At 39.3% G+C, this 23376-nt stretch carries 21 protein-coding genes, 1 pseudogene and 2 riboswitches; of the genes and pseudogenes, 6 read left to right on the plus strand and 16 right to left on the minus strand.

Annotated features, from left to right (window positions below):
- Positions 1-140: 140 nt before the first annotated feature.
- Positions 141-797 (minus strand): potassium channel family protein, encoded by a 657-nt coding sequence (locus tag V7068_RS07525; protein WP_499711948.1) that lies wholly within the window; start codon positions 795-797, stop codon positions 141-143.
- 102 nt (positions 798-899) lie between these two features.
- A riboswitch (cyclic di-AMP (ydaO/yuaA leader) is annotated at positions 900-1051 on the minus strand.
- A 299-nt stretch (positions 1052-1350) separates the two neighbouring features.
- On the opposite strand from V7068_RS07525, the gene V7068_RS07530 reads away from it, so the two are divergent.
- The 3 genes from V7068_RS07530 to V7068_RS07540 are packed head-to-tail and all read left to right on the plus strand — an operon-like array spanning position 1351 to position 4042.
- A complete protein-coding gene (locus V7068_RS07530; RefSeq protein WP_499711950.1) occupies positions 1351-2142 on the plus strand; it encodes an ABC transporter ATP-binding protein in 792 nt (263 codons plus the stop codon).
- A gap of 37 nt (positions 2143-2179) precedes the next feature.
- Complete coding sequence (locus tag V7068_RS07535) at positions 2180-3004, plus strand: ABC transporter permease (RefSeq protein ID WP_499711990.1); 825 nt, start codon at positions 2180-2182, stop codon at positions 3002-3004.
- 36 nt (positions 3005-3040) lie between these two features.
- The gene (locus V7068_RS07540) at positions 3041-4042 is read left to right on the plus strand and encodes an ABC transporter substrate-binding protein (RefSeq protein ID WP_499711952.1); all 1002 of its coding nucleotides are present in this window, start codon (positions 3041-3043) and stop codon (positions 4040-4042) included.
- Between the two features lie 84 nt (positions 4043-4126).
- Here V7068_RS07540 and lipP1 read toward each other — a convergent pair whose 3' ends face one another.
- The 5 genes and pseudogenes from lipP1 to V7068_RS07565 form a co-directional block, all read right to left on the minus strand.
- A complete protein-coding gene (gene lipP1 / locus V7068_RS07545; RefSeq protein WP_499711953.1) occupies positions 4127-5056 on the minus strand; it encodes a LipP1 family hormone-sensitive lipase in 930 nt (309 codons plus the stop codon).
- 113 nt (positions 5057-5169) lie between these two features.
- Positions 5170-5427 (minus strand): annotated as a pseudogene (locus tag V7068_RS07550) (cell wall hydrolase); the annotation flags it as partial.
- Positions 5428-5661: 234 nt separating this feature from the next.
- Complete coding sequence (locus V7068_RS07555; protein ID WP_499711955.1) at positions 5662-5820, minus strand: hypothetical protein; 159 nt, start codon at positions 5818-5820, stop codon at positions 5662-5664.
- 195 nt (positions 5821-6015) lie between these two features.
- Positions 6016-7416 carry an FMN-binding glutamate synthase family protein gene (locus V7068_RS07560; RefSeq protein WP_499711992.1) on the minus strand — a complete coding sequence of 467 codons (1401 nt, stop codon included), beginning with the start codon at positions 7414-7416 and terminating at the stop codon, positions 6016-6018.
- A 69-nt stretch (positions 7417-7485) separates the two neighbouring features.
- Entirely contained in the window at positions 7486-8898 is a 1413-nt protein-coding gene (locus V7068_RS07565; RefSeq protein WP_499711957.1) for an FMN-binding glutamate synthase family protein, read from the minus strand.
- Positions 8899-9062: 164 nt separating this feature from the next.
- Between V7068_RS07565 and V7068_RS07570 the strand changes: the two genes are divergently transcribed.
- A complete protein-coding gene (locus V7068_RS07570; RefSeq protein WP_499711958.1) occupies positions 9063-9809 on the plus strand; it encodes a YqjF family protein in 747 nt (248 codons plus the stop codon).
- Between the two features lie 4 nt (positions 9810-9813).
- Here V7068_RS07570 and V7068_RS07575 read toward each other — a convergent pair whose 3' ends face one another.
- From V7068_RS07575 to V7068_RS07620, 10 genes are all read right to left on the minus strand, one after another.
- Positions 9814-10917, minus strand: a complete 1104-nt coding sequence (locus V7068_RS07575) for a GerAB/ArcD/ProY family transporter (RefSeq protein WP_499711960.1) — start codon at positions 10915-10917, stop codon at positions 9814-9816.
- Between the two features lie 103 nt (positions 10918-11020).
- The gene (locus V7068_RS07580; protein ID WP_499711962.1) at positions 11021-12115 is read right to left on the minus strand and encodes a GerAB/ArcD/ProY family transporter; all 1095 of its coding nucleotides are present in this window, start codon (positions 12113-12115) and stop codon (positions 11021-11023) included.
- 273 nt (positions 12116-12388) lie between these two features.
- Positions 12389-13576, minus strand: coding sequence for a Ger(x)C family spore germination protein (locus V7068_RS07585; RefSeq protein ID WP_499711964.1), 1188 nt, complete (start codon positions 13574-13576; stop codon positions 12389-12391).
- The gene (locus V7068_RS07590) at positions 13573-15156 is read right to left on the minus strand and encodes a spore germination protein (protein WP_499711966.1); all 1584 of its coding nucleotides are present in this window, start codon (positions 15154-15156) and stop codon (positions 13573-13575) included. Before V7068_RS07590 ends, V7068_RS07585 begins: the two co-directional genes overlap by 4 nt.
- A 195-nt stretch (positions 15157-15351) precedes the next feature.
- Complete coding sequence (locus V7068_RS07595) at positions 15352-15891, minus strand: VUT family protein (RefSeq protein ID WP_499711968.1); 540 nt, start codon at positions 15889-15891, stop codon at positions 15352-15354.
- Positions 15892-15894: 3 nt separating this feature from the next.
- Entirely contained in the window at positions 15895-16617 is a 723-nt protein-coding gene (gene queE, locus V7068_RS07600) for a 7-carboxy-7-deazaguanine synthase QueE (RefSeq protein ID WP_499711970.1), read from the minus strand.
- Positions 16610-17083, minus strand: coding sequence for a 6-carboxytetrahydropterin synthase QueD (gene queD, locus V7068_RS07605; protein ID WP_252294610.1), 474 nt, complete (start codon positions 17081-17083; stop codon positions 16610-16612). The genes queE and queD overlap by 8 nt, the downstream gene beginning before the upstream one ends.
- A gap of 4 nt (positions 17084-17087) precedes the next feature.
- Positions 17088-17747, minus strand: coding sequence for a 7-cyano-7-deazaguanine synthase QueC (gene queC / locus V7068_RS07610; RefSeq protein ID WP_127759884.1), 660 nt, complete (start codon positions 17745-17747; stop codon positions 17088-17090).
- Positions 17748-17800: 53 nt separating this feature from the next.
- Positions 17801-17843: riboswitch (PreQ1 riboswitch) on the minus strand.
- A 66-nt stretch (positions 17844-17909) separates the two neighbouring features.
- Positions 17910-18989 (minus strand): toxic anion resistance protein, encoded by a 1080-nt coding sequence (locus V7068_RS07615; RefSeq protein WP_499711973.1) that lies wholly within the window; start codon positions 18987-18989, stop codon positions 17910-17912.
- Between the two features lie 18 nt (positions 18990-19007).
- Positions 19008-20627: a YceG family protein gene (locus tag V7068_RS07620; protein WP_499711975.1), complete on the minus strand. Its 1620-nt coding sequence runs from the start codon at positions 20625-20627 to the stop codon at positions 19008-19010.
- 244 nt (positions 20628-20871) lie between these two features.
- Here V7068_RS07620 and V7068_RS07625 point away from each other — a divergent pair, with 244 nt between their 5' ends.
- Positions 20872-22500: an acetolactate synthase large subunit gene (locus V7068_RS07625; protein WP_499711976.1), complete on the plus strand. Its 1629-nt coding sequence runs from the start codon at positions 20872-20874 to the stop codon at positions 22498-22500.
- Between the two features lie 105 nt (positions 22501-22605).
- Positions 22606-23184, plus strand: a complete 579-nt coding sequence (locus V7068_RS07630) for a hypothetical protein (protein ID WP_499711978.1) — start codon at positions 22606-22608, stop codon at positions 23182-23184.
- Positions 23185-23376: the final 192 nt, after the last annotated feature.

The following is a 23376-nucleotide window of genomic DNA, read 5'->3' on the forward strand; positions in this document are numbered from 1 at the left end:
GGCACCGACCTTGCCCTCTTGAAAGACTGTTTTTCTCTCAAGTGTTGCTCACCCAAGTCTCGCCTCTGCCTCTTCCTATGGAAGGTGGTAAGTGGGATATTTGTGAGAAAGAACCCCAGCGGCCTTAGCCATGGGAGTGGTCAGACGCCTTGCGCCTCTAATTTTGCAATATCTTTGTTATGTCCAATCACAATTAATGTGTCTCCTTGGCGAATTTGTTCTTCAGCAAGCGGAGCTACATTAATGTTTTTCCCACGTTGAATCCCGATAATATTGCAGCGGTATTTTGCGCGAATATCCAAATCCATCAATGACTTTTTATCAATTTTATGCGACGCCACGATTTCGACAATACTATACTCCTCCGATAATTGAATATAATCAATAATTTTTTCGGATGCGATATGATGAGCAATTCGCTGCGCCATATCTCTTTCAGGATGAATCACTCGATCGACTCCAACCTTTTCTAACACTTTATGATGATACATATTTTGAGCTTTTGCCCAAACTTGAGGAACCCCCATTTCCTTCAAAAGTAAGCACGTTAAAATACTAGCTTCAATATCATCACCTAAAGAGACGAAAGCGACATCAAAATTTCTCACACCTAAAGATTTTAAACTCATCTCGTCTATGCCATTAGCTACGACAGCATAAGTAGCAAAGGCTGCATATTCGTCTATTTTACTTTCATCTTTATCAATCGCCATCACTTCCACTCCAATTGAATGGAACTCCTTAACTAGGCTCCCTCCAAATCTACCTAACCCAAACACGACAAACTGTTTTTTCATCTCATTTTTCCCCTTCTATTACAATCTCTTTATATAGAAAGCACAAAAAAGACCACAGAGGATTACCCCGTGGTCGAATCATTTTTTTCGATCACCAGTATCACTTCCTCTCTCTTCACGCTTCCGGAGTTAGCTGTCGGATTCGGACTATGAGAGTAGCCCTACCTTCTTCATAAAGGATTCACCCCAAGCGATGAAAACACCGCCACAAAATTGGTTCCCCCGTTCCATAAAGGATTCAGCGAATAAAGAAATATGGTTTTACATGAAAGTAATATTACTCCTTCAAAATTAGGTTGTAAAGAACATTTGAGAGCATTCGCCTTATAGAACAACAAAATATAGATTTTTCACTTTTCAAAAGCCCGAAATGTAAGATTTTATAACATACAATTAGTGATAGTAACTAAAATATCCATTTTAATTTGTTCGTTTTTGCTAATGACAAATGAACTACAACATAATAAAATAAGTATTATATTACATATAATGTAATTAAATATAACATTTGTAGATATAAACAAATAGTGTAATTTTTCAGGAGGGGAAAATATTGAGCACAAATCCAAACGAAGTCGTTTTATTCCAAGGTGTTAGTAAAGTGTACAATACTGGCACCATTGCATTAAACCAATTTGACTTAACGATTACAGAAGGCGAGTTTATTAGTTTTTTAGGGCCATCAGGTTGCGGCAAGTCCACTGCGCTAAGGATGGTAGCTGGGTTGAGTGAAGCCACTAGCGGCCATGTCCAAGTTTTCGGTAAAACACCTAAGGAGATTATTCAAAAAACAAACGATATCGCCTTCGTTTTTCAAGATGCAAATTTACTTCCTTGGCGAACTGTGCTTGATAATGTATTATTGCCGCTTGAATTAAGAGGATTTACTAAGAAAAGCCATAAGGAGTACGCAATAGAAGTATTAGAGATGGTCGGTTTAAAAGATTACTTAGATGCCTATCCTAGAGAACTATCAGGCGGGATGAAAATGAGAGTTTCAATCGCTCGTGCTTTAGCAGCAAAACCAAAAATGTTATTAATGGATGAACCTTTTGCCGCTCTCGATGAAATCACACGCCAAACATTGCAGATTGATCTCCTTAATATATGGCAAAAAGAAAAAACTACTATTCTATTTGTTACTCACAACGTGTATGAGGCTGTATTTTTATCCTCACGAATCGCAGTCATGTCTTCTCGTCCCGGGAAATTATCATCCATTATTAACGTCAATCTCCCCTTTCCAAGAAAACTCCAAGTAAGAACAGACAAAACATTTACAGACTATGTAGATATAGCTGCCCACAGTCTCGAAAATAGCTCAATAAGAAGGGAGTTAGGATAAGATGTCCACACAATCAGTAGCAACGAAAAAAACAAAAATGGTTTCGCATTTCCCTCAAAGTAATGAAGGGAAAATTCGGACTAAATTTAAAGGTGTTTATCTCGGTCCAATCATTGCTTTAATTGCCTTCCTCTCTCTATGGCAATTGATCCCTGCTTTATTGGGAATCAAACCATTTATTCTTCCGAAACCTACAGATGTCCTACACGCTGCAATAACGGATTGGCACTTATTATGGCCAGCCATTCAAATTACAGTTATTGAATCGATTATTGGATTTTTACTCAGTGCGACTATCGGTATTTTCGTTTCTATTTTATTAGCAAGCTCAAAAGTGTTAGAGATTAGCATCTATCCATACGCCATTATTTTGCAAACCATTCCTGTTGTTGCCGTTGCACCGATTGTTGTTATTTGGTTTGGCGCCGGCTTCAATGCCATTGTAATCATTTCGTTTTTAATTGGTTTTTTCCCAGTTATTTCGAATACATTAATGGGGCTGAATTCAGTCGATAAAAATATGGGAGAACTCTTTACACTATATAATGCATCCAAATGGAAGAAAATGTGGAAACTTCGCATCCCATCTGCAATGCCTTATATTATGGCAGGATTAAAAGTATCTTGTACTTTATCGATTGTCGGAGCTATTGTCGGAGAATATGTAGCAGGAATCGGCGGAGGTAAAGGTGGCTTAGGCTATGCCATTACAGTAGCCGCCATCCAATTAAAAACTCCATATTTGTTTGCCTGCGGAATAGCCGCGGCATTATTAGGGATTGGTTTTTACCTTCTCGTTAGCCTGGTAGCTCACTTAATGTTGCGATCTTGGCATGAGTCAGCGATGAAGGTTGAAAAATAAAGCGAAGCTCATTACGAATTAAAGGAGGAAGAAAAGGTGAAAAAATTCAATCTACTATTTTTAGGAATTATCTTTCTAGTTTTCCTGACTGCCTGCAGCGGTGAGGAAGCTAGTACTAGTGAGGAAGAGAACAAAACGGATGATAAAGCTGTTGAACATGTTAAATTAGTATTAAACTGGTTTCCAAAGGCACAGCATGGCGGTGCATATGCCGCACAAGAAGACGGGATTTTTAAAGAAAATGGATTGAATGTAACCATTGAGCCAGGTGGTCCTCAAGTATCTTCTGTTCAAATGATTGCATCAGGCAGCGCGGAATTTGGTCTTGCACACGCGGATCAATTAGTTATTGCTAAAAATCAAGGAATTGATTTAGTCGCTGTAGCAGCTGCGATGCAGGGAAGTCCACAAGTATTTATGTTTCATAAAGGACATGGAATTAAAGACTTCACAGACTTAAATGGAAGAAAAGTATATGTTCAACCCGGAATTACATATTGGGACTTTTTAAAATCTAAATTCGATTTAAGTAAAGTAGAAGAATTAACGTATAATGGGCAACATACGAACTTTGTAAATGAAAAAGATTCTGTTACCCAAGCATTTGCCACATCCGAGCCTTTCTTTTTAGAAAAAGAAGGAATCGAAACAGAAACAAAGCTGATTGCTGACGCGGGTTACGATCCTTATAATGTTGTATTATTTGTAACAAAAGAATATTTAGACAAGAATGAAGAAACGGTTCGAAACTTTGTTACTTCATTTATAGAAGGATGGAATTCTTATAAAACGTCTTCTGAGTCTATTAATAAAGTCATTCAGAATGATAATCCAGACATCGCCTTAGATGCTTTAGCCTTTGAAACCGAATCGCAAGAAGAATTTGTGTACGGCAAAGATGCGTCTGAACACGGTGTCGGCTATATGACAGAAGAAAGATGGGCTACACTTATTCAACAGCTGCATGATTTAGACTTATTAGAAAAGCCCTTCGAAGCGAATGAAATCTTTACAACAAAATACTTGCCTGAAAAATAAATTTCTCATGAGTAAGACTAGAAAACCACGCCTCTGGATTGCTATTTAGCCAGAGGCTTAGTTTTACTTTCATAAAACAGATTCTCATTCATTCAGAAATTTTGCAATGGACTGAAAAACTTGTTCATTAATCGGAAGCGGCAATGTTAGAAAACCATGAACAAGTCCACTGTATCGGGTAAGCTGTACAGGAACTCCACTTTCCTGGAGCCGATTAGCATAAGCCTCCCCTTCATCTCGGATAGGATCGTATTGCGCTGTAATCACAAGAGTTTTCGGTAAACCACTTAAATCTTGTGCTCGTATAGGGCAAGCATATATATTACTTGCATCCTCTTCCGTTTCAATATAGTGATCCCAAAAACTTTTTGTCACGCTGCTAGTCAATATAGGAGCGTGTGCATGTTCTCGAATTGACTCATAAGGAGATTGTTCAATAGAACGTAAAGCATCTGTCGCAGGGTATATTAATATTTGCCGCCAAATCGATGGTCCTCCGCAGTTTCTAAACAATAAGGTAACCGCTGCACTTAAGTTTCCCCCTGCACTATCTCCTCCAACAGCAATCCGATTCACATCTACCTGTAATTCTCCTGCATGGTTAAACACCCATTGTACCGCTGCACTACAATCTTTTAGGCCTTTTGGAAAACGATTCTCCGGTGCTAATCGATAATCCACAGCAATGACTTTACACCTCGAAGCATTTGTAAGTTGTCTACAAGCTACATCGTGGCTTTCAAGATTCCCTAGCGTCCAGCCGCCACCATGGAAAAACACGATAGCAGGAAGACGCTCTTCTACACTTTTTGGTGTGTATATTCGAATAGGTATGTCACCATTCGGACCTGGAATCAGACGATCCTCCACTGCATGAACGAACGGACGCTCCTCTATATCTAGAATCGTTTGAAGTCTAGCTTCACGGATTTTGACAATTAAATCTGGTGTTAATGTTTCAGGCAATTTAGGATAACTTTCTAGAATTTGTTGAAGTATTGGATCTAATTGCATCTTAATCCCTCCCTTACAAATTAAAAATCCCCCGATATACGACATAAATCGCGGGCATCATTTGTATACGTTATGACCCTATTAATCATTGACTCCCATATATTATTTTTCTATTAAAAGGTATTATAAATATTTTCACATGTTTCACCTGTAGGTTGATAAAAACAATGATGCTTATAACGACCTACAAGAGGTTGATTGTACCATGTAGAAGGACAATCCCCTGGAGGTCTAAAATACCATAAACTATACTTAGCAGGCCAGAATCTCTGGCCGTTTATTGCCCGACGTGCTAAACGTTTTTCACTTTCTCTCGCCCTTTGATAAAAATATCCTTTCTGAGTAGCTTCAAAAGCATGGGGTTGATAAAGTGAAACTTCCATCAGTGGGGGTTTTCCTTCATCCCCCACTGATGGTTAGTCACGTTCTACGGTCACTAAGATCTCCGCTTCGCTTCAATCAAGTGACCGTACGAACCTGATTGGTGAAAGCTTACCTTTGAAAATCGCAAAGGTAAGTTTCACTTTATCTCACCAATCGGACCTTTACGGGCAGTTGTCCCCCACCTATCTTCTTTGTTTTCTCATAAGCTCGAGGTGGGGGTCTTACTGCCCGTTAAGTGTGGGATAAATCATTTGGGGAATGGTACGAAACCCTTTAAAATCTGAACAATTAGCTCGCACTCGATTGATGCCTACATTCCCTACAAGCATCATGCCTTGAACTCCTTCTCCTTCCGCCTCTGCCCGAAGTAGCCTTGCCATTAAATCAACATCTGAGCTGTAGCCTTTACAAAGGCCATATTTCCCCCTCCATCATATGAGCAAATTTAGCCTCATAATAATAATAATAATAATAATAATAATATGAAACCATTTATTCCCTCATTCCTCACTTTTTCATAGGTCTCATTATACAAATCAAGAAGCAGATACTTATTTATACCATGTGTTGATGTATTAGTTCTCCTCCCAAGGTTTAAATGAAAATGGAATACCAATCATTTGTGCAGTCAAATCATCATAAGACACTAAATCTTTTTTTGATAACTCTTTTAAGGAGCGTTTCCCCATCGCTCTTAAGGCCATTTTCATTTCTTCTGTACTTGCTGTTAAAAATTTCTCTGCTGCTTGAACCCCATCTTTGATCTTAAATTGTTCCTTGAACTTTCCCTCATTCCAAACAACTTGTGTAGGTGGTTCAAATGGAACGGCATTCAATATTTGATTATGTGCGACAGTAAACAACATAGCAGAGCCTAAATATACAGCATCAGCACCGAGTGCAAGTACTTTTAAAAAGTGCCCGGGTACCAAAAGTCCGCCTGAAACAATTAAACTAATTTGTCCTTTCATATTCCTCTTTTCTAAATGATTAGCCGCCCGAACTACTGCATGTAAGGTCGGAATCCCAAAGTCATCGTATAAAATGGGTGGTGCTTCGTGCATGGCTGCTTGTCCTCCATCAATCGCAATATAATCAACACCCATTTCAATTAAATGATCAATATCTTCTTCAATTTTCCCACTCGCCCCAATTTTGACCCCCATTGGAACTCCATCTGTTAGAACCCGAAGTTCTTCGACAAGTCCTTTAAGATCTTCTAATGTTTGATCTTCAAAAAAATGTTCAAAAATCACTGCATTTTCATTTTCTTTAAGCCCCATTACTTTACGGGCACGACCGGTTAAGTCTTTTGGGGGGATTTTTTTTCCCATCCCGAATATAGCACCTTGTCCCAACTTAATTTCAATCATGTCAGCACGCTTCAAAACGTCTTCTTCCTTTGACCATTCTGTTTTGGAAAACTGTAATATATACTTTCCTGCCGTGTTTAATTCTTCGGGTAAAATTCCGCCTTCACCAGAGTTAATTGCAGTACCTACATTTTTAGCTGCTTCCGCCAAAGAAAGCCTCACTTGTTCACTAAGTGCGATCCCGTAAGCCATCCCGCTGATCATCAGCGGAATTTTTATGTTCATTGGTTTTTTCGCTTTTGGTCCAATGGTAACGGTAACATCTACTTCTTCTTCACCATCAATAGGAAACGGTGTCGTTTGTGCAGGGATAAATGTCATTTGGTCAAAATGCGGCCATTTTTTTGAAGAGCCGCCAATTGGGCGATACAGGACGTCGCCTTTTTCTGCACGCAAGCTATTTTCAAGCACATTTTGAATGCCCATATGCCTGAATCCTGGTATCATTTCGATAATATTTTCTTGGTAACTATCAGTAAAAACAATTTTTCCCATTTGCTTAACTATTCGTTTCATTAACCAACGCCAGCCAACAAGCATGAATAAAGAAAGGGCAAATAAAATTGTAATCATTGCAAAACTTAAATAGTATAAAATGTTCATCCTATTCACTTCTCCACTATCACATAAAATTGCTTTACTGCCCACTCCCCTAATCCAACTGGTTGACACTTATTTCTCTTCTTGTGTGTCTTCCCAAGATTTAAATGTGAACGGAATGCCAATCATTCGTGCGGTCAATTCATCATAAGACACTAAATCTTTTTTCGACAACTCTTGTAAAGAACGTTTCCCCATTGCTCTTAATGCCATTTTCATTTCTTCTGTACTGGCTGTTAAGAATTTCTCCGCTGATTGTACTCCGTCTTCGACTTTAAACTTATCCTTAAATTTCCCTTGATTCCAAACAACCTGTGTAGGCGGCTCGAATGGAACGGCCGAAAATATTTGATTATGTGCAACAGTAAATAATAAGACAGAGCCTAAATAAACAGCATCAGCACCGAGTGCAAGTACTTTCAAAAAGTGTCCAGGTGTAAAAAGTCCACCTGAAACAATTAAACTAATTTGTCCTTTCATATTCCTCTTTTCTAAATGATTAGCCGCCCGGACTACTGCATGCAAGGTTGGTATTCCAAAGTCATCAGCTAAAATGGGAGGTGCACCATGTGTCGCTGCTTGTCCGCCATCAATCGCAATAAAATCAACACCAAGGTCGATTAAATGATCCATGTCTTCTTCAATCTTTCCACCGGCTCCCATTTTCACACCAATTGGGACACCGCCTGTCATATTCCGAAGTTCCTCCACAAGTTCCTTAATATCTTTTAATGTTTGATTTTCAAAAAAATGTTCAAAAATCACAGCCTCCTCATTTTCTTTAAGCCCCATCATTTCGCGAGCACGACCTGTTAAATTTTTTGGGGAAATTTTCCCGCCCATCCCCATTAATGCGCCTTGGCCAAACTTAATTTCAATCATGTCAGCTCGCTTAATAAGGTCTTCTTCTTTTGACCACTCTGTTTTGGAAAACTGCAAAATATACTTTCCAGCCTGGTCTAATTCTTCAGGTAAGACGGCGCCTTCTCCAGAATTAATCGCTGTTCCTGTATTTTTAGCTGCTTGGGCCAGAGCGAATCTTACTTCTTCACTAAGCGCGATTCCATAAGCCATTCCACTGATCATAAGCGGAATCTTTATTTTCATTGGTTTTTTCGCTTTTGGTCCAATAGTTACTTGAACATCCACTTCTTCTTCACCATCAATCGGGAACGGTGACGTCTGTGCAGGGATAAATGTAATCGGATCGAGATGAGGCCACTTTTTTGAAGAACCAAGCGGACGATGAAGAACATCACCTGTTTCTGCACGTAAGCTATTTTCAAGCACATTTTGAATCCCCATATGTCGAAAGCCTGGAATCATCTCGATAATATTTTCTTGATAGCTGTCGGTTAAAATGATTTTTCCCATTTGCTTTACCATTCGTTTCAGAAACCAGCGCCAGCCAATAAGCATGAGTAAAAAAAGGATGAATAGTATCGTAATCATCATAAAAGTTACATAGTATAACATATTAGGCATAGTCACTTCTCCACTACCTCATAATGAAATTACCTAGTTCTCTACTCTTACCATTTACATAAAAAAGGAAAATATGTTATAAAGTATAAAAAATATCAAAGATACAACTTATGTACTTCCCTACCCTAGACTAAATAGATATAAAACTAAAGGAGATTATTTTCATGGACTTAATGAACAACAGCTTTCACCGCCCTTGGCCATTTCCTTCAAAGAAATGGATTATGCGACAAACTTGGAGCAATCTATTATTTGTTCATTGGCCTATTCCACCTGAAACACTGCGACCATATATTCCTCCTTCCTTACAAATTGACACCTTTGATCGACACGCTTGGTTGGGAATTGTTTCATTCGTTATGGAGGGCATATATCCTCGAGGAATGTCCTCCATATCACTTTCTCCAAAATTTCCAGAAGTTAATGTAAGGACATATGTTCAATGTAATGGTAAACCCGGTGTGTATTTCATGTCTCTTGACGTCAATGATTGGCTTTCCTATACAATCGCAAAGAGATGGTTACGTTTACCTTATCATCCTGCTGAAATTTCAATTCAACAAGAAGAACAAACCTTTGATTGCCAAAGTATTCGTAAAGAAAAAACAAATACTCCGATAACATTCAAAGGAAAATACGCTCCCTTATCGGAAGTTTATTTTCCTAAAGAAGGAACGTTAGATCATTGGCTCACAGAACGATATTGCTTTTTTAGTGCCAATAACAGAGGAAACATCTATTGCGGGGAAATACACCATCGTCCTTGGCCTTTACAACATGCAGAGTCAGAAATATGTATGAATACGCTTTTTTCTCCTTTCAATTTAGACCTTACTAAAACAAAACCGATTTCTCATTTCTCTAAAGGTGTGGATTCACTTATATGGAATATTAAGAAGACGCTATTCTAGTTTTTCAATCATTCTTTTTGCTTCCTAAGCGTTTTCTTTTCCTTATAACTGCAATCCCCAACAAAAACAGCGGAATAATCATTTGCATCAATAGTCCCAAAAAAGGAAAGGTCCCGACCATATACTTGTTCAATTCCACTGTGCCAGGAAATGACCAAAAACTGAATATAACGAGTAGAATCCCTAACGGCCATACGATGGGCCGGTAGTCCGAAAGATTCAGCCACTGTGCAGTACCTAAAGCAATCCCATAATAAAACACAGAAATTTTAACAAACGCCCCTACGACCCAAATGGCCATGACGGCGGACTCTAAATGTTCAAAAAAGTCGGCGAGACTGATGTATCGAGCTACACTCATCAGTGGATAAGCCTTAGAAGGTGTCGTTGGCCCTAGTATAAAAAGAACGATAAGATTCACCACAACTAATGTCATCATCACAGCAAAAACAGTCATCATTCCGTATTTCATTCCTTTTTTCTGATCTGCTAAAAAAGGCAGGAGAAAAGTAATCAGAAAAAATTCTGTGAACCATCCACCAGGCACAATCGCACCCTTGATTGGAGGCATTATTCCCTCTCCCAATATCGGGAATATGTTCTTAAATTCAAAATCAGGGAACACTAAAATAATTAAAAAGAGGAGTGGAAGTGTAAAAATGGGGAAAAACAATTGGGACGCTCTCCCTAATACTTCTAAACCTCCCCGTACAATAAAGGAACAGAGTAATGCCATCAATGCCATAATCACGCTAATCGGGGTATTGACTAGAAAAGAGTCGACAACAAATTCCGCGTACTGTCTAAGCATATGTCCCGTAATCTGGATATAAAAAGACAAGAATAATAAACCGATCAATTTACCCGCAAACCGGCCTATGATCTGTTCACTAAATTGAATAACTGTTTGTTTCGGATACATTTTGTGCAGTTTATAAGCGATATACACTGTCATATACCCAATGAGGGACGCCAAAATGGGGGACAGCCATAAATCTGTTTTGGCATATTTCGCTGTAATACTCGGAACCGAAAGAATAGCGGTAGCCACAATCGCAGGATACATCATGATGGCCATTTGCAAGGATGAGATTTTGCCTTTCTCCATATTTTTCTCCTTATATATTAGTAATTAGAGTTCTTTACAGAAGAATTTCCAATCGATTCAGATCCTCTAAAATTAGAAAGAATCGTGTATCTAAATATCCTATCTATTCGCTAGCTTGGCGTTTTCTTTTCCTTATACCTGCAATCATCAACAAAAACAAAGGGATAATCGTTTGTATCAATAGGGCAAATACCGGAAAGGTCCCAACCAGATAACGTTCCAATCCCATTGTATTAGGAAGTGACCAAAAGCTGAATTCTAGTATCAAAATCCCTACTGGCCATACAACAGGTCGATAATCTGAAAGATTCAACCACTGCGCGGTACCTAAAGCAGCCGCATAATAAAACACAGACAATTTGATAAACGCCCCTACGATCCAAACAGCCATGATGAAGGACTCCAAATGTTCAAAAAAGTCGGCGAGACTGATGTATCGAGCTACACTCATCAGTGGATAAACCTTAGAGGATGTCGCTGGCCCTAGCACAAAAAGAACGATAAGATTGATCAAAACTAACGTCATCGTCACGACAAAAACAGTCATCATTCCGTATTTCATCCCTTTTTTCTGATCTGCTAAAAAAGGCAGGAGAAAAGATATAAGAAAAATTTCTGTAAACCATCCACCAGGTACAATCGCACCCTTAATTGGAGGCATCATCCCATCCCCCAATATCGGGAATATATTCTTCCATTCAAAATCAGGGCCCAAAAAGATGATAAAGAAGAGGATGGCCAATATAAAAATAGGGAAAAACAATTCGGCAGCTCTCCCTAATACTTCTAAACCTCCGTGTACGGTTAAGGCACAGAGGAATACCATCGATGCCATAATCACACTAATTGGGGTATTGACCAGAAAAGAGTCGACCACAAATTCCGCGTACTGTCTAACGATGAGTCCCGCGACCTGGATGTAAAAAAACAAGAATAGAAAACCGAGAATTTTTCCAGCAAACCGACCCATGATGTGTTCACTAAATTGAATAACTGTTTCTTTCGGATAATGTTTGTGCAGTTTATAAGCGATATACACCGTCACATATCCGATGAAGGATGCCAAAATGGGAGATATCCATAAATCCGTTTTGGCATATTTCGCTGTAATGCTTGGAACCCCGAGAATAGCGGTAGCCACAATCGCAGGATACAGCATGATTGCCATCTGAATGGATGAAATTCGACCTTTCTCCATCATCTCTCTCCTTTCTATGATAGTATGGAAAAACAAAATCGCGCCCCTGAGTCATTTATTTTTCCATAAACCGTCCAAACGGCCTGAAAAGAGTTTGAACCCATGCAGTGGGCCCCCCCATATGAGGGAGATCGAACATGGACAGCACTAAGCCGATGAGGAGCAGAGTAAAAAAAGCCATCTTATCCTTTTTCGGGTTTTGTTTCATTTTCGGCCATTCATACAAAATGACCAAAGCCACGATTACCATGACACTAAAAAAAGCTCCCCACCTCACTGCTTCTTCACCTCTTTCTCAGGCAATCCCCCCGGTTTATTTATATAGCCCTGCCTGCGAATATGGGCCTCAACGTTGACTTCCACTTCCACCTCCTGGAACACCTCGTTCCAGCGATTTTCAATTTTTCTCCACTCTTTAGGATATTTCCGATAGAATTCTTCACCGAATCCTAGAATGTCCGCTTTCAACTTATGCTGTGATTGCTGAATAGCTAGCTCGATACGCTTTTTGATATCTTCTTGATACGCTTTTTGTACAACCTCTATTGATTTGGGACTTGCAAGAGCCAAATTCGTTCCATTTTGGATAACAGCTCCCTCTGTATTAATGTCCACGATCATTTTCCATTTATTATTTCGAATTTGCGGAATCAGATTGATACGTGCCGACACCGGATTTAAAGATATTTCCCCTTTAACACCTTCAGGTTTTACGCTAACTGTGTAGGCTTCCATTTCATTTCTTAACCACAAGACTCCTCTTGTTGCCTTTTCTGACATCGTTCCAACCATTTTACCTTTTTTAAACACCGCAGTTCCGACAATGTACGGAATTCCCTGTAATTTCTCTTCCCCTTTACCTGGTGGTAAAATTTTAATAAATGGAAGTGAGCCAGCCTCAGCTACACCTATTAACCCTTCCTGTACGTCCTGTATGGTAACCTGCATCCCGATATGTAAATCAGATAGTTCCCGAATCACTTCTGCCGAATAGCGTTCTAGAGGGGGAAGTAATCCAAGGGCATCCTTCGGGTTCCCTTTGCTAACATACAAATAAGCTCTCTCTCTTGGCTGCGGATGGCGAAGTAAGAAATCCATCTGCTCTTGTATTCCTTGCTTTGCTAACTTTTCGCCGAATATAAATACTTTACATTGTCCCCAAAAAACTTTGCGCGGAATCTTGCTTTGCAGCTTGGAAAGTGCATCTGAAATATTAGATCCTCTTTGGGATCTCACCAATGTCACAGATCCTCCGCCGCCAGCAATTCCTGTTTGACCGCCCCCGCTCCCTAATGATTTAGGGATAAACACTTGGAGGGATAATTCAATTTGATTATCATCCTTTATATCGATAGCTGCTGCTGTAACAATAGCCAAATCATTGATTTCCACCCGATCCCAACAGCCGCTTAAAAGAAGAATCAACCCGAAAATACATAGTATACGGAGAATATTTTTCACTGGGTGTCACCCCCCTTTTTCGAATTCGGCGCCTGATTTGGAGACTGGCGATATTGGTTAAACTCCCCTGTAAGATGTGGCCGTGTATCCATCTTCCACATAGGTGATCTCCATAGCACATCCTTTAACTCACGTCCTTTTAGCGGTGCCAGCGGCTGTAAGTAAGGGACACCGAAGGAGCGCAAGCCGCACAAGTGAATGACGATGGCGATGATTCCCATCATAATACCGAGCAGTCCTAAGGTACCGGCAAGCAGCATGATAGGAAAACGCAACATCCGGATAGCAATTCCGGCAACATAACGAGGAATCATAAAAGAAGAGATTCCCGTAATCGCCACCACAATGACCATTGGTGCCGAAACCAATCCTGCTTGAACAGCAGCTTGACCAATTACTAGTGCTCCAACAATACTAACAGCAGAGCCAATCTGCTTTGGCAATCGAACCCCTGCCTCCCTCAGCGCTTCAAACATAATCTCCATAAGCAGCGCCTCTACTACGGCAGGAAATGGGACCGCTTCCCGGGACGCTGACACACTCAGCAGCAGTGCCGTTGGTATCGCCTCCTGATGAAACGTCAAAATAGCGACATAAAAGGAAGGCAGCAAAAGTGAGATACTAAGAAAACTATAACGTAACCAACGGATAAGTGTGCCAACCATAAAGCGTTGATAATAATCCTCATGTGATTGAAGCAAAGAAAAGAAGGAAATTGGAGCAATTAAACTAAATGGTGTTCCTTCTACCAAAATGACGGCTCGTCCCTCTAATAAACTAGAACAGGCTGTATCGGGTCGTTCTGTTGATAGTATTTGAGGGAAAGGGGAATACGGGTTGTCCTCAATCATTTCCTCGATGTACTCGCTTTCTAAAATGCCATCTATCTCAATTCGCTTCAATCGATTCGTTATTTCTTCAATCAATGTTGGATCTACGAGTCCATCAATATAGGCAATGGCAACAGTCGTCTGCGTATAACTTCCGATTTTCATCGATTGTATTTTAAGAGCAGGACTTTTAATAATGCGTCGCAATTGAGATGTACTTACCTCTAAAGATTCATTGAATCCCTCTCGCGGCCCTCTGATTCCTACCTCTGCTATAGGTTCTTCAATCCCGCGCTTCTCCCATTTGGCTAATCCTAAAGAAAAACCAGCACTCTCCCCTTCATAGAGAAGGATAGGATTCCCAGATGAAATGGATTCGATACACTCGGCAATTGTATGCATTCTTTTTACTTTAGAAATAGGCAGTTTATTTTCAAAAAGTTCATTTAAGGGCTGAGTTTCGCTTGCTGTTTCCTTAATGAGCGGCGACAGAACGAATTCCTCCATCCCTTCGACGTTTGTAATTCCCTCTATATAAATAATCGTCGCTCTCGTTTTTCCAAAAAGTAAGAACGGACGGAAAAGGACGTCTGAACAACGATCATAAACTAAACGAAAAGTTTCGATATTTTTATCGAAATTATCAGAAAGGAAATCTTCTGGCTTAGAATTCTGCTGTTCCTGTTCGTTTTGTAAATTATTCTTTTTGGGCTTGGGCTTCCTTAAAAGTTTATTTATATTTCGAATCAAGTTGCTTCCCCCATTTTTTTGCAGATGACTATAAGCTCTCTTTTTCTATAGTTCTTCATTAAGGGTAATTTATACAAAACCATTAAGAAATTTCCTGTTTCTCCACTGTACTAGTGATTTTCTTCATAAAGAACGGACAGGCGATTAGGATGAATGAGAAAAGGCTCAGTCATAAGACTGAGCCTCTCCACTATATTAATTAACGACAGTTTTCTTCTCTAAACGAACATGCACCTGATTCAAGATGAACGCACCAATCATTTGAACAATTGTTTTGACAATAATTTGCCCTACAATAGCAGCAGGTACAGCTTCCCAAGGTAAAATGTTTGCACCAAATGGGCTTAAACCAATCACAACGAAAATTACCGAATCAAGAAACCCTCCAACAATTCCGCTATAGAATACGCGCCAGCTCATCGGTAACTTCAAACGCGAGTAAATTTCTGTATCCGCAGATTCCGCAACAATAAATGAAAGTGCGGAGGCTGCAACAATTAATAATGTATCCCCTAATGTAAACGATACAGCTGCTGATAAAATGAGCGCTGTCACAATGAATCCATATGTCTTCGCTCGACCATATTTATTTTGAACAAGATCGCGGAAGATAAATGTTGCTCCAATCAAAAATGTTCCCATCGGTACGATAAATACATCAAGTTGGAGCGGTGCAAAAGCTGCGGTTACAACGTTCGCAGTCACGATGGATAGTAAATAGAATAATATTCTCATAAATTACACCCCTCGTTTATTGCCCCAAATATACGTATGCAGCTGCGGGAGCACCTTCACATTTGTAACAGTCTGATCCTGCACAACTTTGTCAATTAACCACTCATATTTTTGTAGAAGTCTACTAATCAATTTGGAATCGTCCGTCGTCGTACTATCATCATTTCCAACCTGAAAAAAGAACGGAATGTCCGGATAGCGATGATGCATCGCTTTTCCATACTCATAATCTTCATCATTAAAAATCACAACCTTAAGCGAAACATGGTGTTGATTGTTTTGCAACTTAGTGACGATTTCATCAAGTATCCCGAAATCTGTTTTCATTCCCGAGCTAGGCGGCTTAGGAGAAATCGTCAGCTCATTGATTTCATAAAACCAATCCTGCCATCTGCTTCCCTGTGTTTCCACGCCCATTTTTATCCCCTGTTCTTTTAAGAGCGCAACTAAACTGGCTAGATTTTTCAGTAATGCTGGATTGCCGCCTGAAATCGTGACGAAGGAAAAACCATCTCCACCGATTCTTTTCAGCTCAGCCCAAATTTCTTCCGCAGTCAGCTGAGTAATATACTCTTTCCCGCTCCCATCCCATGTAAAAGCTGAATCACACCAAGAACAAGAATAATCACAGCCAGCTGTACGTACAAACATCGTTTTTTGTCCAATCATAGAACCTTCCCCTTGTATGGTAGGTCCAAAAATCTCCATAACGGGAATTTTACTCATCTTCCATCCACTCCCGTCTTGCTTCCGCATAGCTCGTTGGCGTTTCAAACAGGCGAACAAACTCTACCCGAGCTCCTTTGTATTGGGGCTCTTCACGCAGGGCATCCGCCATTTTTTCATATATCCAAACGACCATATTCTCTGCCGTTGTATTCATCAATGGCAGCGTTTCATTTAAATAGCGGTGATCTAAATAAATTTCAATTTTATCTTTCCATATCTGTTTAATATCACCGAAATCCATCATCAAACCACGGTCATCGGTAAATCCGCTTAAGCCAAAGACAACTCGATACGTATGACCATGCAAGTTTTTACATTTTCCTTCATAACAATGAAGATGATGAGCTGCATCAAATGTAAATTCTTTACTTACAAGAACGCGCTTCTTATGATAGTTTAATTGATTTCTCTGTATATCTTGATCTAGTTTCTGGAGCTTATCAACAATTCGAAATCCATACATGCCTTTAAGACTCCTTCCGCTTACTTAAATAATCTACAAGGCCTTTTTGTCTAAGCTTACAAGCCGGGCATTCCCCACATCCATCCGCAATGATTCCGTTATAGCACGTTAATGTTTTTTCACGAACAAATTCAAATGCGCCTAACTGATCGGCAAGCTCCCACGTTTCTTCTTTATTCAACCACATTAACGGTGTATCAATGACAAACGAATTGTCCATCGATAAATTCAATGTCACATTTAACGATTTAATAAACACATCGCGACAATCTGGATAGCCGCTGAAATCTGTTTCACATACACCAGTGACAATATGTTTCGCACCGATTTGGCTCGCAATCACACCGGCAAACGAAAGAAATAGTAAATTACGTCCTGGCACGAACGTCGAAGGTAATTCACCATCTTCACCATCCTTTACCTCAATATCATCACGAGTCAACGCATTTGGAGCGAGTTGATTTAACAAAGACATATCTAAAATATGATGCTTGATACCAAGCTCATTTGCAATATTTTGTGCACACTCAATTTCCAGTCGATGACGCTGATTATAATCAAATGTGACCGCCTCAACTTCAGCAAATCTTTCTAATGCCCAGAACAAACATGTCGTACTATCCTGACCACCACTAAATACAACCACTGCTTTTTCCTTTTTCATTCCTAAAAAACTCCTTTATAACAAAAAAACAGCACCCTAAGACAGAGTACTGTTTCTTCTTAGTTTTTTAAAGAGGGTAGCTAGAACCTCTTCTGCACATTGGCAGATTATTTTAATTCCTCACTTATAGTATAGCGAAACTGCAAGTAATGCAAGCGTTTTTTACCCTTGCGATAGCACCCGTTTCGCCTCTTCTTGAAGAGCTTCTAATCGTTTCTTATCTTCCACTCGCTGCAGCGACTGCTCTTCTTTTACTCTCTTATACTCTACAATTCCTTTTTCGATTGTCGTCCACATCGTCTCAATCGTTTCCATTTTTATGCTGGAGCTGCCTGTTCGCTCAGCAATTTCAACACTTTGATTCATGATATCTGAAGTTACTTCCGTTAACATTTGATTCGCTCTTTCTTCAAAAGCATTTAATGAATCAGAATGTAATTTTTGACGCTTCGCATACACTGTATTAATAATCCCCATTTTAAAAATCGGAATCACCGTTACAAAGTTACTATTAATTTTCGCCATTAAATCATTATTCCCGCGCTGCATCGTCTTAATTTGTGGTGCAGCAACAACAGCAACCATTCTTGCTTTCTCTAAATCATCAATCTTCCGTTCTAATAATTCTTGAACTGTTCGTAATCCTTCTAATTCAATGCGCGCTAATTGATCTCCTGACTGAACACGTTCTTCATACCTTGGAATCAATGTATCTCTTACCTCTTCCAGCTTCATTTCAGCCGCTACGACATATTTCTCTAATTCAAAGTAGTATTGAATATCTTCTTCATACAGTCCTTCTAAGTCATTGTTTGCACGCTTTAGTTCGTCTTCCATAATTGCAAATTGGGCATTAATTTTATCTAGTTCACCACCTAACGTTTGATATTTTTTAAACACATCTTCAATTGTCTTTTTCGCACGCTTGAATAATTTATCAAGAAACCCAGGCTCTTTCATAATTTCATTTCGATCAAAGCGCTTCATTAATTTTTCTAATTGATTGAGTAAGTCGCTCGATTTCTCAATATTTGTTACGGTCATCGAATGTAAGATTCGATCTGCAAAACGAGATAAACTATCAGCTGGTTCTTTTCCAAGCGTTAATAATTGATGCTGATCTTTAATATCGAGCGATTGAACTAACTGCACCACTTGTGGTTCTTGGCGTAATTGAGCACGTAATTGCTGTGCTGTATTTGGATTTAACTCTTGTTTTTGAAGTTGTAAATCAGCTGTCATGACATCCCACTCCTATACTTAAAATATTTTTTTAATAATCTTCTTAATAATCGATTCTTCTTTTTCTTGAAACTCCTGTTGAAATTCCACTTCTTCTAACCAATGAACATCATAAAATGACGGATTAATAAACTGTTCAATATCGTTATGTCCAGCTGGATTATACCAAATTACATCACAGCCAAATTCATTTAAAAACAAAAGAAGGGCAGCATCTTCCCTAGAAGGCTCTCCATTCTTCTCCATATTATAAAGAACCAGACGGGGAATTTCTTGAGCATAATCAAACTTTTGCAGCAATTGGAGAACTACTTCCGGCATCATATTAGCCTGTTTAAATAGAAATAACTGAAGATCATAATCAGATTCTCCTGCTATTTTATTTAATTTAGGATGTTCGCAGTACCCTTTAATCGTATGAGCAATTGCGTTTTGAAGTCCATTTGGCAAATGTTTATAGCGCCACCAATTGCTGTTGACCATCTTTTCTGGAGAAAGCGTCCCTTGTTCTAAAGACTTTTGATAATGGAAATGATAATTCGCTTTTGTCGCTTGAGAAAAAGGAAACTCGCGAATGCACAAAGCTAATGAATCATCAATAAGCTCCCTCATACGCTCCCAATATTGTTTCCGATCTTTCGAGACCCCTTGAATTTTGGCAAAAATTACAGGAATATGTACCCGATTACTTTCTAGCTTAAATTCTGGACGAATCATCGCCTTTTCCCTCGCATAAATAAACACATCATCATATGTCATACGTAAAGTAATGGAGGACGGGATATAATCTCTAAATTGCCATGGCTTATAAATGCCCGAGCCATGGTCATGCATCATAATTTCTAGTTGTTTATTAGCTCGATAAGCAACGGTTGTTTGACGCTCTCTTTGATGGGTCGGGAAGGGCTCTAACTTTGCTGTATGACGATATTGATAAGGAATAGAGATTGTATTATTTAGATCGATTTCCGCGAATAAATCCTTTCCTTCAGGATGAAAAAGTAACACATCACAACCAAACTCCATCAATAACATCAGGAAATATTTTTGACTGTCATTCATGTCACCATACCAAATGACTTTCGGAAAATCCTCACCTATCGTGATAGTTTCAGCCCACTTCGCCCAATGATTTTTTAACCATTTCACCACATCAATAAGAAAGCGCCTAAACTCTTGCGTTAATAAGCCCGCAGAATGGTGCTGCTGAAAATGCTCTATCACTTTCATAACAGATAATTGAATATGCCGATTAAGCGATGGATCATGATGCTTTGGGATTAATTGCTTTCCATACATAAAAGCAATTAACCGATTGATAGAAAGGCCTTTTGGTTCTTGCTGATGCACGTCCAATATATCTTGAATCGATTTCATCATCTGATTATCAATCGTCTTATCCAACTCCTCGCTCAACACATGAACGGGAGAACTCTCTTGATTCATCTCGAATAAGGCATTATAATACTCATCTTGATCCAGAGGTGTACCCAATACACGAATGCCCACTCGTTGAAATCCATAAGTCGAATCGTTAATTAGATAGGAAGGTCTTTCTTTCACCGAAGCGAAAAATACTTTTAACCACTCCTCTGTCAATGTAAATAATACAGGTTCAATGTTTATATAATTCACCATAGCCACTCCTTCCCTCAAGATGTCCGGCTTTTTCTCTTATTTCTATTATATACGTATTCGTTAATACTTGCTTAATTTTAAGGAATAGCTACCCGGAAAATACGCAGTATGCAGCTGTAAATAAAGCTATGTTAATAAATATTGTTGACGTATACGATTTTTAACAGAACCTGAAATAAAAGCAGAATATTTGTGGAACTTTAACAAGTGAATATTACTTCAAAGCAGAAAGGGGTGTTTTTTTTTGAAAGCAGCTGAGCTTTTTGTAAAATGTTTAGAGAAACAAAATGTGGAATACATATTTGGAGTGCCTGGAGAAGAAAATATTGATTTAGTAGCTGCACTAAATCAGTCATCCATCAAGTTTATCGTTTGCAGACATGAAACAGGGGCAGCGTTAATCGCTGGGATGATGGGCAAATTGACAGGAAAACCAGGCGTTTGCCTGTCAACGCTTGGACCTGGAGCTACCAATATGGTGACAGGTGTTGCCTGTGCTACCTTGGATAGAATGCCGTTAGTCGCCATTACAGCACAGACCGACCTCACGATGCAGCATAAAAATTCTCACCAATATTTAAATCTTATCGAGTTATACCGTCCGATTTCGAAATGGAATACATCTATTCACGATGGTTCCGTTATTCCCGAAGTTGTCGCTAAGGCATTTACATTAGCGACAAGTAATCTACCTGGAGCCATTCATATAGAACTCCCAAATAATATTGCCTCCACTCTCGTGCAAGGACAACCTTTACAAAAAGAGCTGGATCGCCAAAAAGTCATCGCGTCTAACCAATCCTTATCTGATGTCGCCATGGCCATTAATGAAGCAAAATTCCCGCTTGTTCTAATAGGAAATAATGCGATAGGAGAAGACGTTTCTACCGAAATTGTAACATTTATCGAAAAGCTTCAATCTCCCTTTACGGAAACGTTTATGGCAAAGGGAGTTGTTCCTGAAAATCACCCTCTTCATTTACAAACAATTGGGTTGCCTGAAGGTGATTTTGTCAATCAAGCTTTTTTCCGTGCTGATTTAGTCATTACCATTGGGTACGACCCTATCGAATACGGGCCGCAAAAGTGGAATAAATTACTGGCACCGATTATTCATATTGATGTAAATGGAGCTGAGACAGACAGCTTTTATCCCGTAAAAGCCTCTCTTGTTGGTGATTTATCCGCAAATCTTCGGCGTTTAACGGTTCAAATTCACCAAAGAAATGAGATGGATCCATTTTATCGTAATATAAAAGAAACAATAACGACTGATAAACTGATTAACACAACAAGTGACGCATGTCCGCTGAGCCCTCAACGTATCATTCGAGAAATTCAGGCAGTTCTATCAAGCGATGATATTGTACTATCAGATGTCGGAGCTCATAAGCTATGGATCGGTCGACAATATGAGGCATTAAAGCCCCATACATGTATCATTTCAAACGGGCTTGCATCAATGGGAATTGCATTGCCTAGGGCAATCGGTGCAAAACTTGCCTATCCAAACAAAAAAGTAATCGCTGTATGTGGAGACGGATCATTTATCATGTCTGCAGCAGAATTGGCAACAGCAGTCCAATTGAAATTACCGATTGTTATTATGATTTGGCGAGATGGCAGATATGGAATGATTGAATGGGAGCAAGAAAACAAGTTAGGCCATTCATCAAACATCCAATTCGATAACCCTGATTTTGTTGCACTGGCAAAATCATATGGTGCGAAAGGATATAAAGTAACGCAGGCGGCTGAATTATCAGAGATTTTGCAACAAGCACTTTTAGAAAAAGGACCAGTTCTTATTGAATGTCCGGTCGATTATGAAGAAAATTTCCGACTGAGTGAACGGTTGAAAAACTCTCACTAAATGTACATGATTCGTTTGCTCGTTTTAATCAACGGGCATTTTTTTATGCTGACGAAAGGATAAGCCGAATATAGTATGCGTAACGAACGATTGAAGGAGGATTACATGTTTTTACTTCAACCGATTACGCAGCATGCGCAAAATATTTCCGATACGTTTCATAGAACAGCCTCTAGGTCAAAGAAAATCACAACCGCTGCATTATTATGTACATTGTCAGCCATTCTCCAATCAGCCGGTGGATTGATTCCTGTAGTTGGTTTATTTATTAGTCCCTTTGCAACGGCACCCGTGATTCTTAGTACGATTTTATCCGCTCGATACGGTTTTCTTGGCTATTTGTTAACTATATTTCTGCTATTTCTCATTCAACCGAGTGAAGTAATTATCTTTGCTTTTACCACTGGGTTTCTAGGCATTGGTATCAGTTTTGCCTTCCATTTATGGAAAAAGCGTCTTAGTATCACAATAGCAAGTGCAATCTTCTTGCTTAGCGGAATTCTTCTTCTATTATTCGTCTTTCAGTTTCCAGTGTTAGGGCCATCGATTCAGCCCTCTATAAGCCTATTATTCTTTCTTTCACTCGCCCTTTTTTCATTATTGTATAGTTGGATCTGGATTGAACTGAGTGTATTTCTCTTTAAACGATGGAGCAGGAAAACCCACGTTACTATTCCCGATTGAATGATAGGAAGCTCATCCGGTGAGTTGATGATTGGTCGGCTTCCTCGTTCATCAATACCGTAGTTGGTCGCGAACAAACGATTATGTGAAAATGTAGTTATTCACCCCTTTCAGTCTTAAAGTGAAGGTCCTACTACCCATTAACGGGCAATCAATCAATGGTATAATTCACTAAAAGGCCCAACAAAAGGA

Origin of the sequence: Bacillus sp. JJ634, assembly GCF_036962285.1 — a bacterium.
Lineage (GTDB): Bacteria > Bacillota > Bacilli > Bacillales > DSM-1321 > Peribacillus > Peribacillus asahii_A.

What these genes read in the sequence shown, in the direction of transcription:
- V7068_RS07560 (WP_499711992.1), bottom strand. Translation starts at nt 7,416, where the DNA reads ATGAACATTTTATACTATTTAAGTTTTGCAATGATTACAATTTTATTT.
- V7068_RS07565 (WP_499711957.1), bottom strand. Translation starts at nt 8,898, where the DNA reads ATGCCTAATATGTTATACTATGTAACTTTTATGATGATTACGATACTA.
- V7068_RS07595 (WP_499711968.1), bottom strand. Translation starts at nt 15,891, where the DNA reads ATGAGAATATTATTCTATTTACTATCCATCGTGACTGCGAACGTTGTA.
- V7068_RS07575 (WP_499711960.1), bottom strand. Translation starts at nt 10,917, where the DNA reads ATGGAGAAAGGCAAAATCTCATCCTTGCAAATGGCCATCATGATGTAT.
- V7068_RS07555 (WP_499711955.1), bottom strand. Translation starts at nt 5,820, where the DNA reads ATGGCAAGGCTACTTCGGGCAGAGGCGGAAGGAGAAGGAGTTCAAGGC.
- V7068_RS07615 (WP_499711973.1), bottom strand. Translation starts at nt 18,989, where the DNA reads ATGACAGCTGATTTACAACTTCAAAAACAAGAGTTAAATCCAAATACA.
- V7068_RS07630 (WP_499711978.1), top strand. Translation starts at nt 22,606, where the DNA reads ATGTTTTTACTTCAACCGATTACGCAGCATGCGCAAAATATTTCCGAT.
- V7068_RS07620 (WP_499711975.1), bottom strand. Translation starts at nt 20,627, where the DNA reads ATGGTGAATTATATAAACATTGAACCTGTATTATTTACATTGACAGAG.
- V7068_RS07580 (WP_499711962.1), bottom strand. Translation starts at nt 12,115, where the DNA reads ATGGAGAAAGGTCGAATTTCATCCATTCAGATGGCAATCATGCTGTAT.
- V7068_RS07535 (WP_499711990.1), top strand. Translation starts at nt 2,180, where the DNA reads ATGGTTTCGCATTTCCCTCAAAGTAATGAAGGGAAAATTCGGACTAAA.
- V7068_RS07570 (WP_499711958.1), top strand. Translation starts at nt 9,063, where the DNA reads ATGGACTTAATGAACAACAGCTTTCACCGCCCTTGGCCATTTCCTTCA.
- queD (WP_252294610.1), bottom strand. Translation starts at nt 17,083, where the DNA reads ATGTATGGATTTCGAATTGTTGATAAGCTCCAGAAACTAGATCAAGAT.
- queC (WP_127759884.1), bottom strand. Translation starts at nt 17,747, where the DNA reads ATGAAAAAGGAAAAAGCAGTGGTTGTATTTAGTGGTGGTCAGGATAGT.
- lipP1 (WP_499711953.1), bottom strand. Translation starts at nt 5,056, where the DNA reads ATGCAATTAGATCCAATACTTCAACAAATTCTAGAAAGTTATCCTAAA.
- queE (WP_499711970.1), bottom strand. Translation starts at nt 16,617, where the DNA reads ATGAGTAAAATTCCCGTTATGGAGATTTTTGGACCTACCATACAAGGG.
- V7068_RS07525 (WP_499711948.1), bottom strand. Translation starts at nt 797, where the DNA reads ATGAAAAAACAGTTTGTCGTGTTTGGGTTAGGTAGATTTGGAGGGAGC.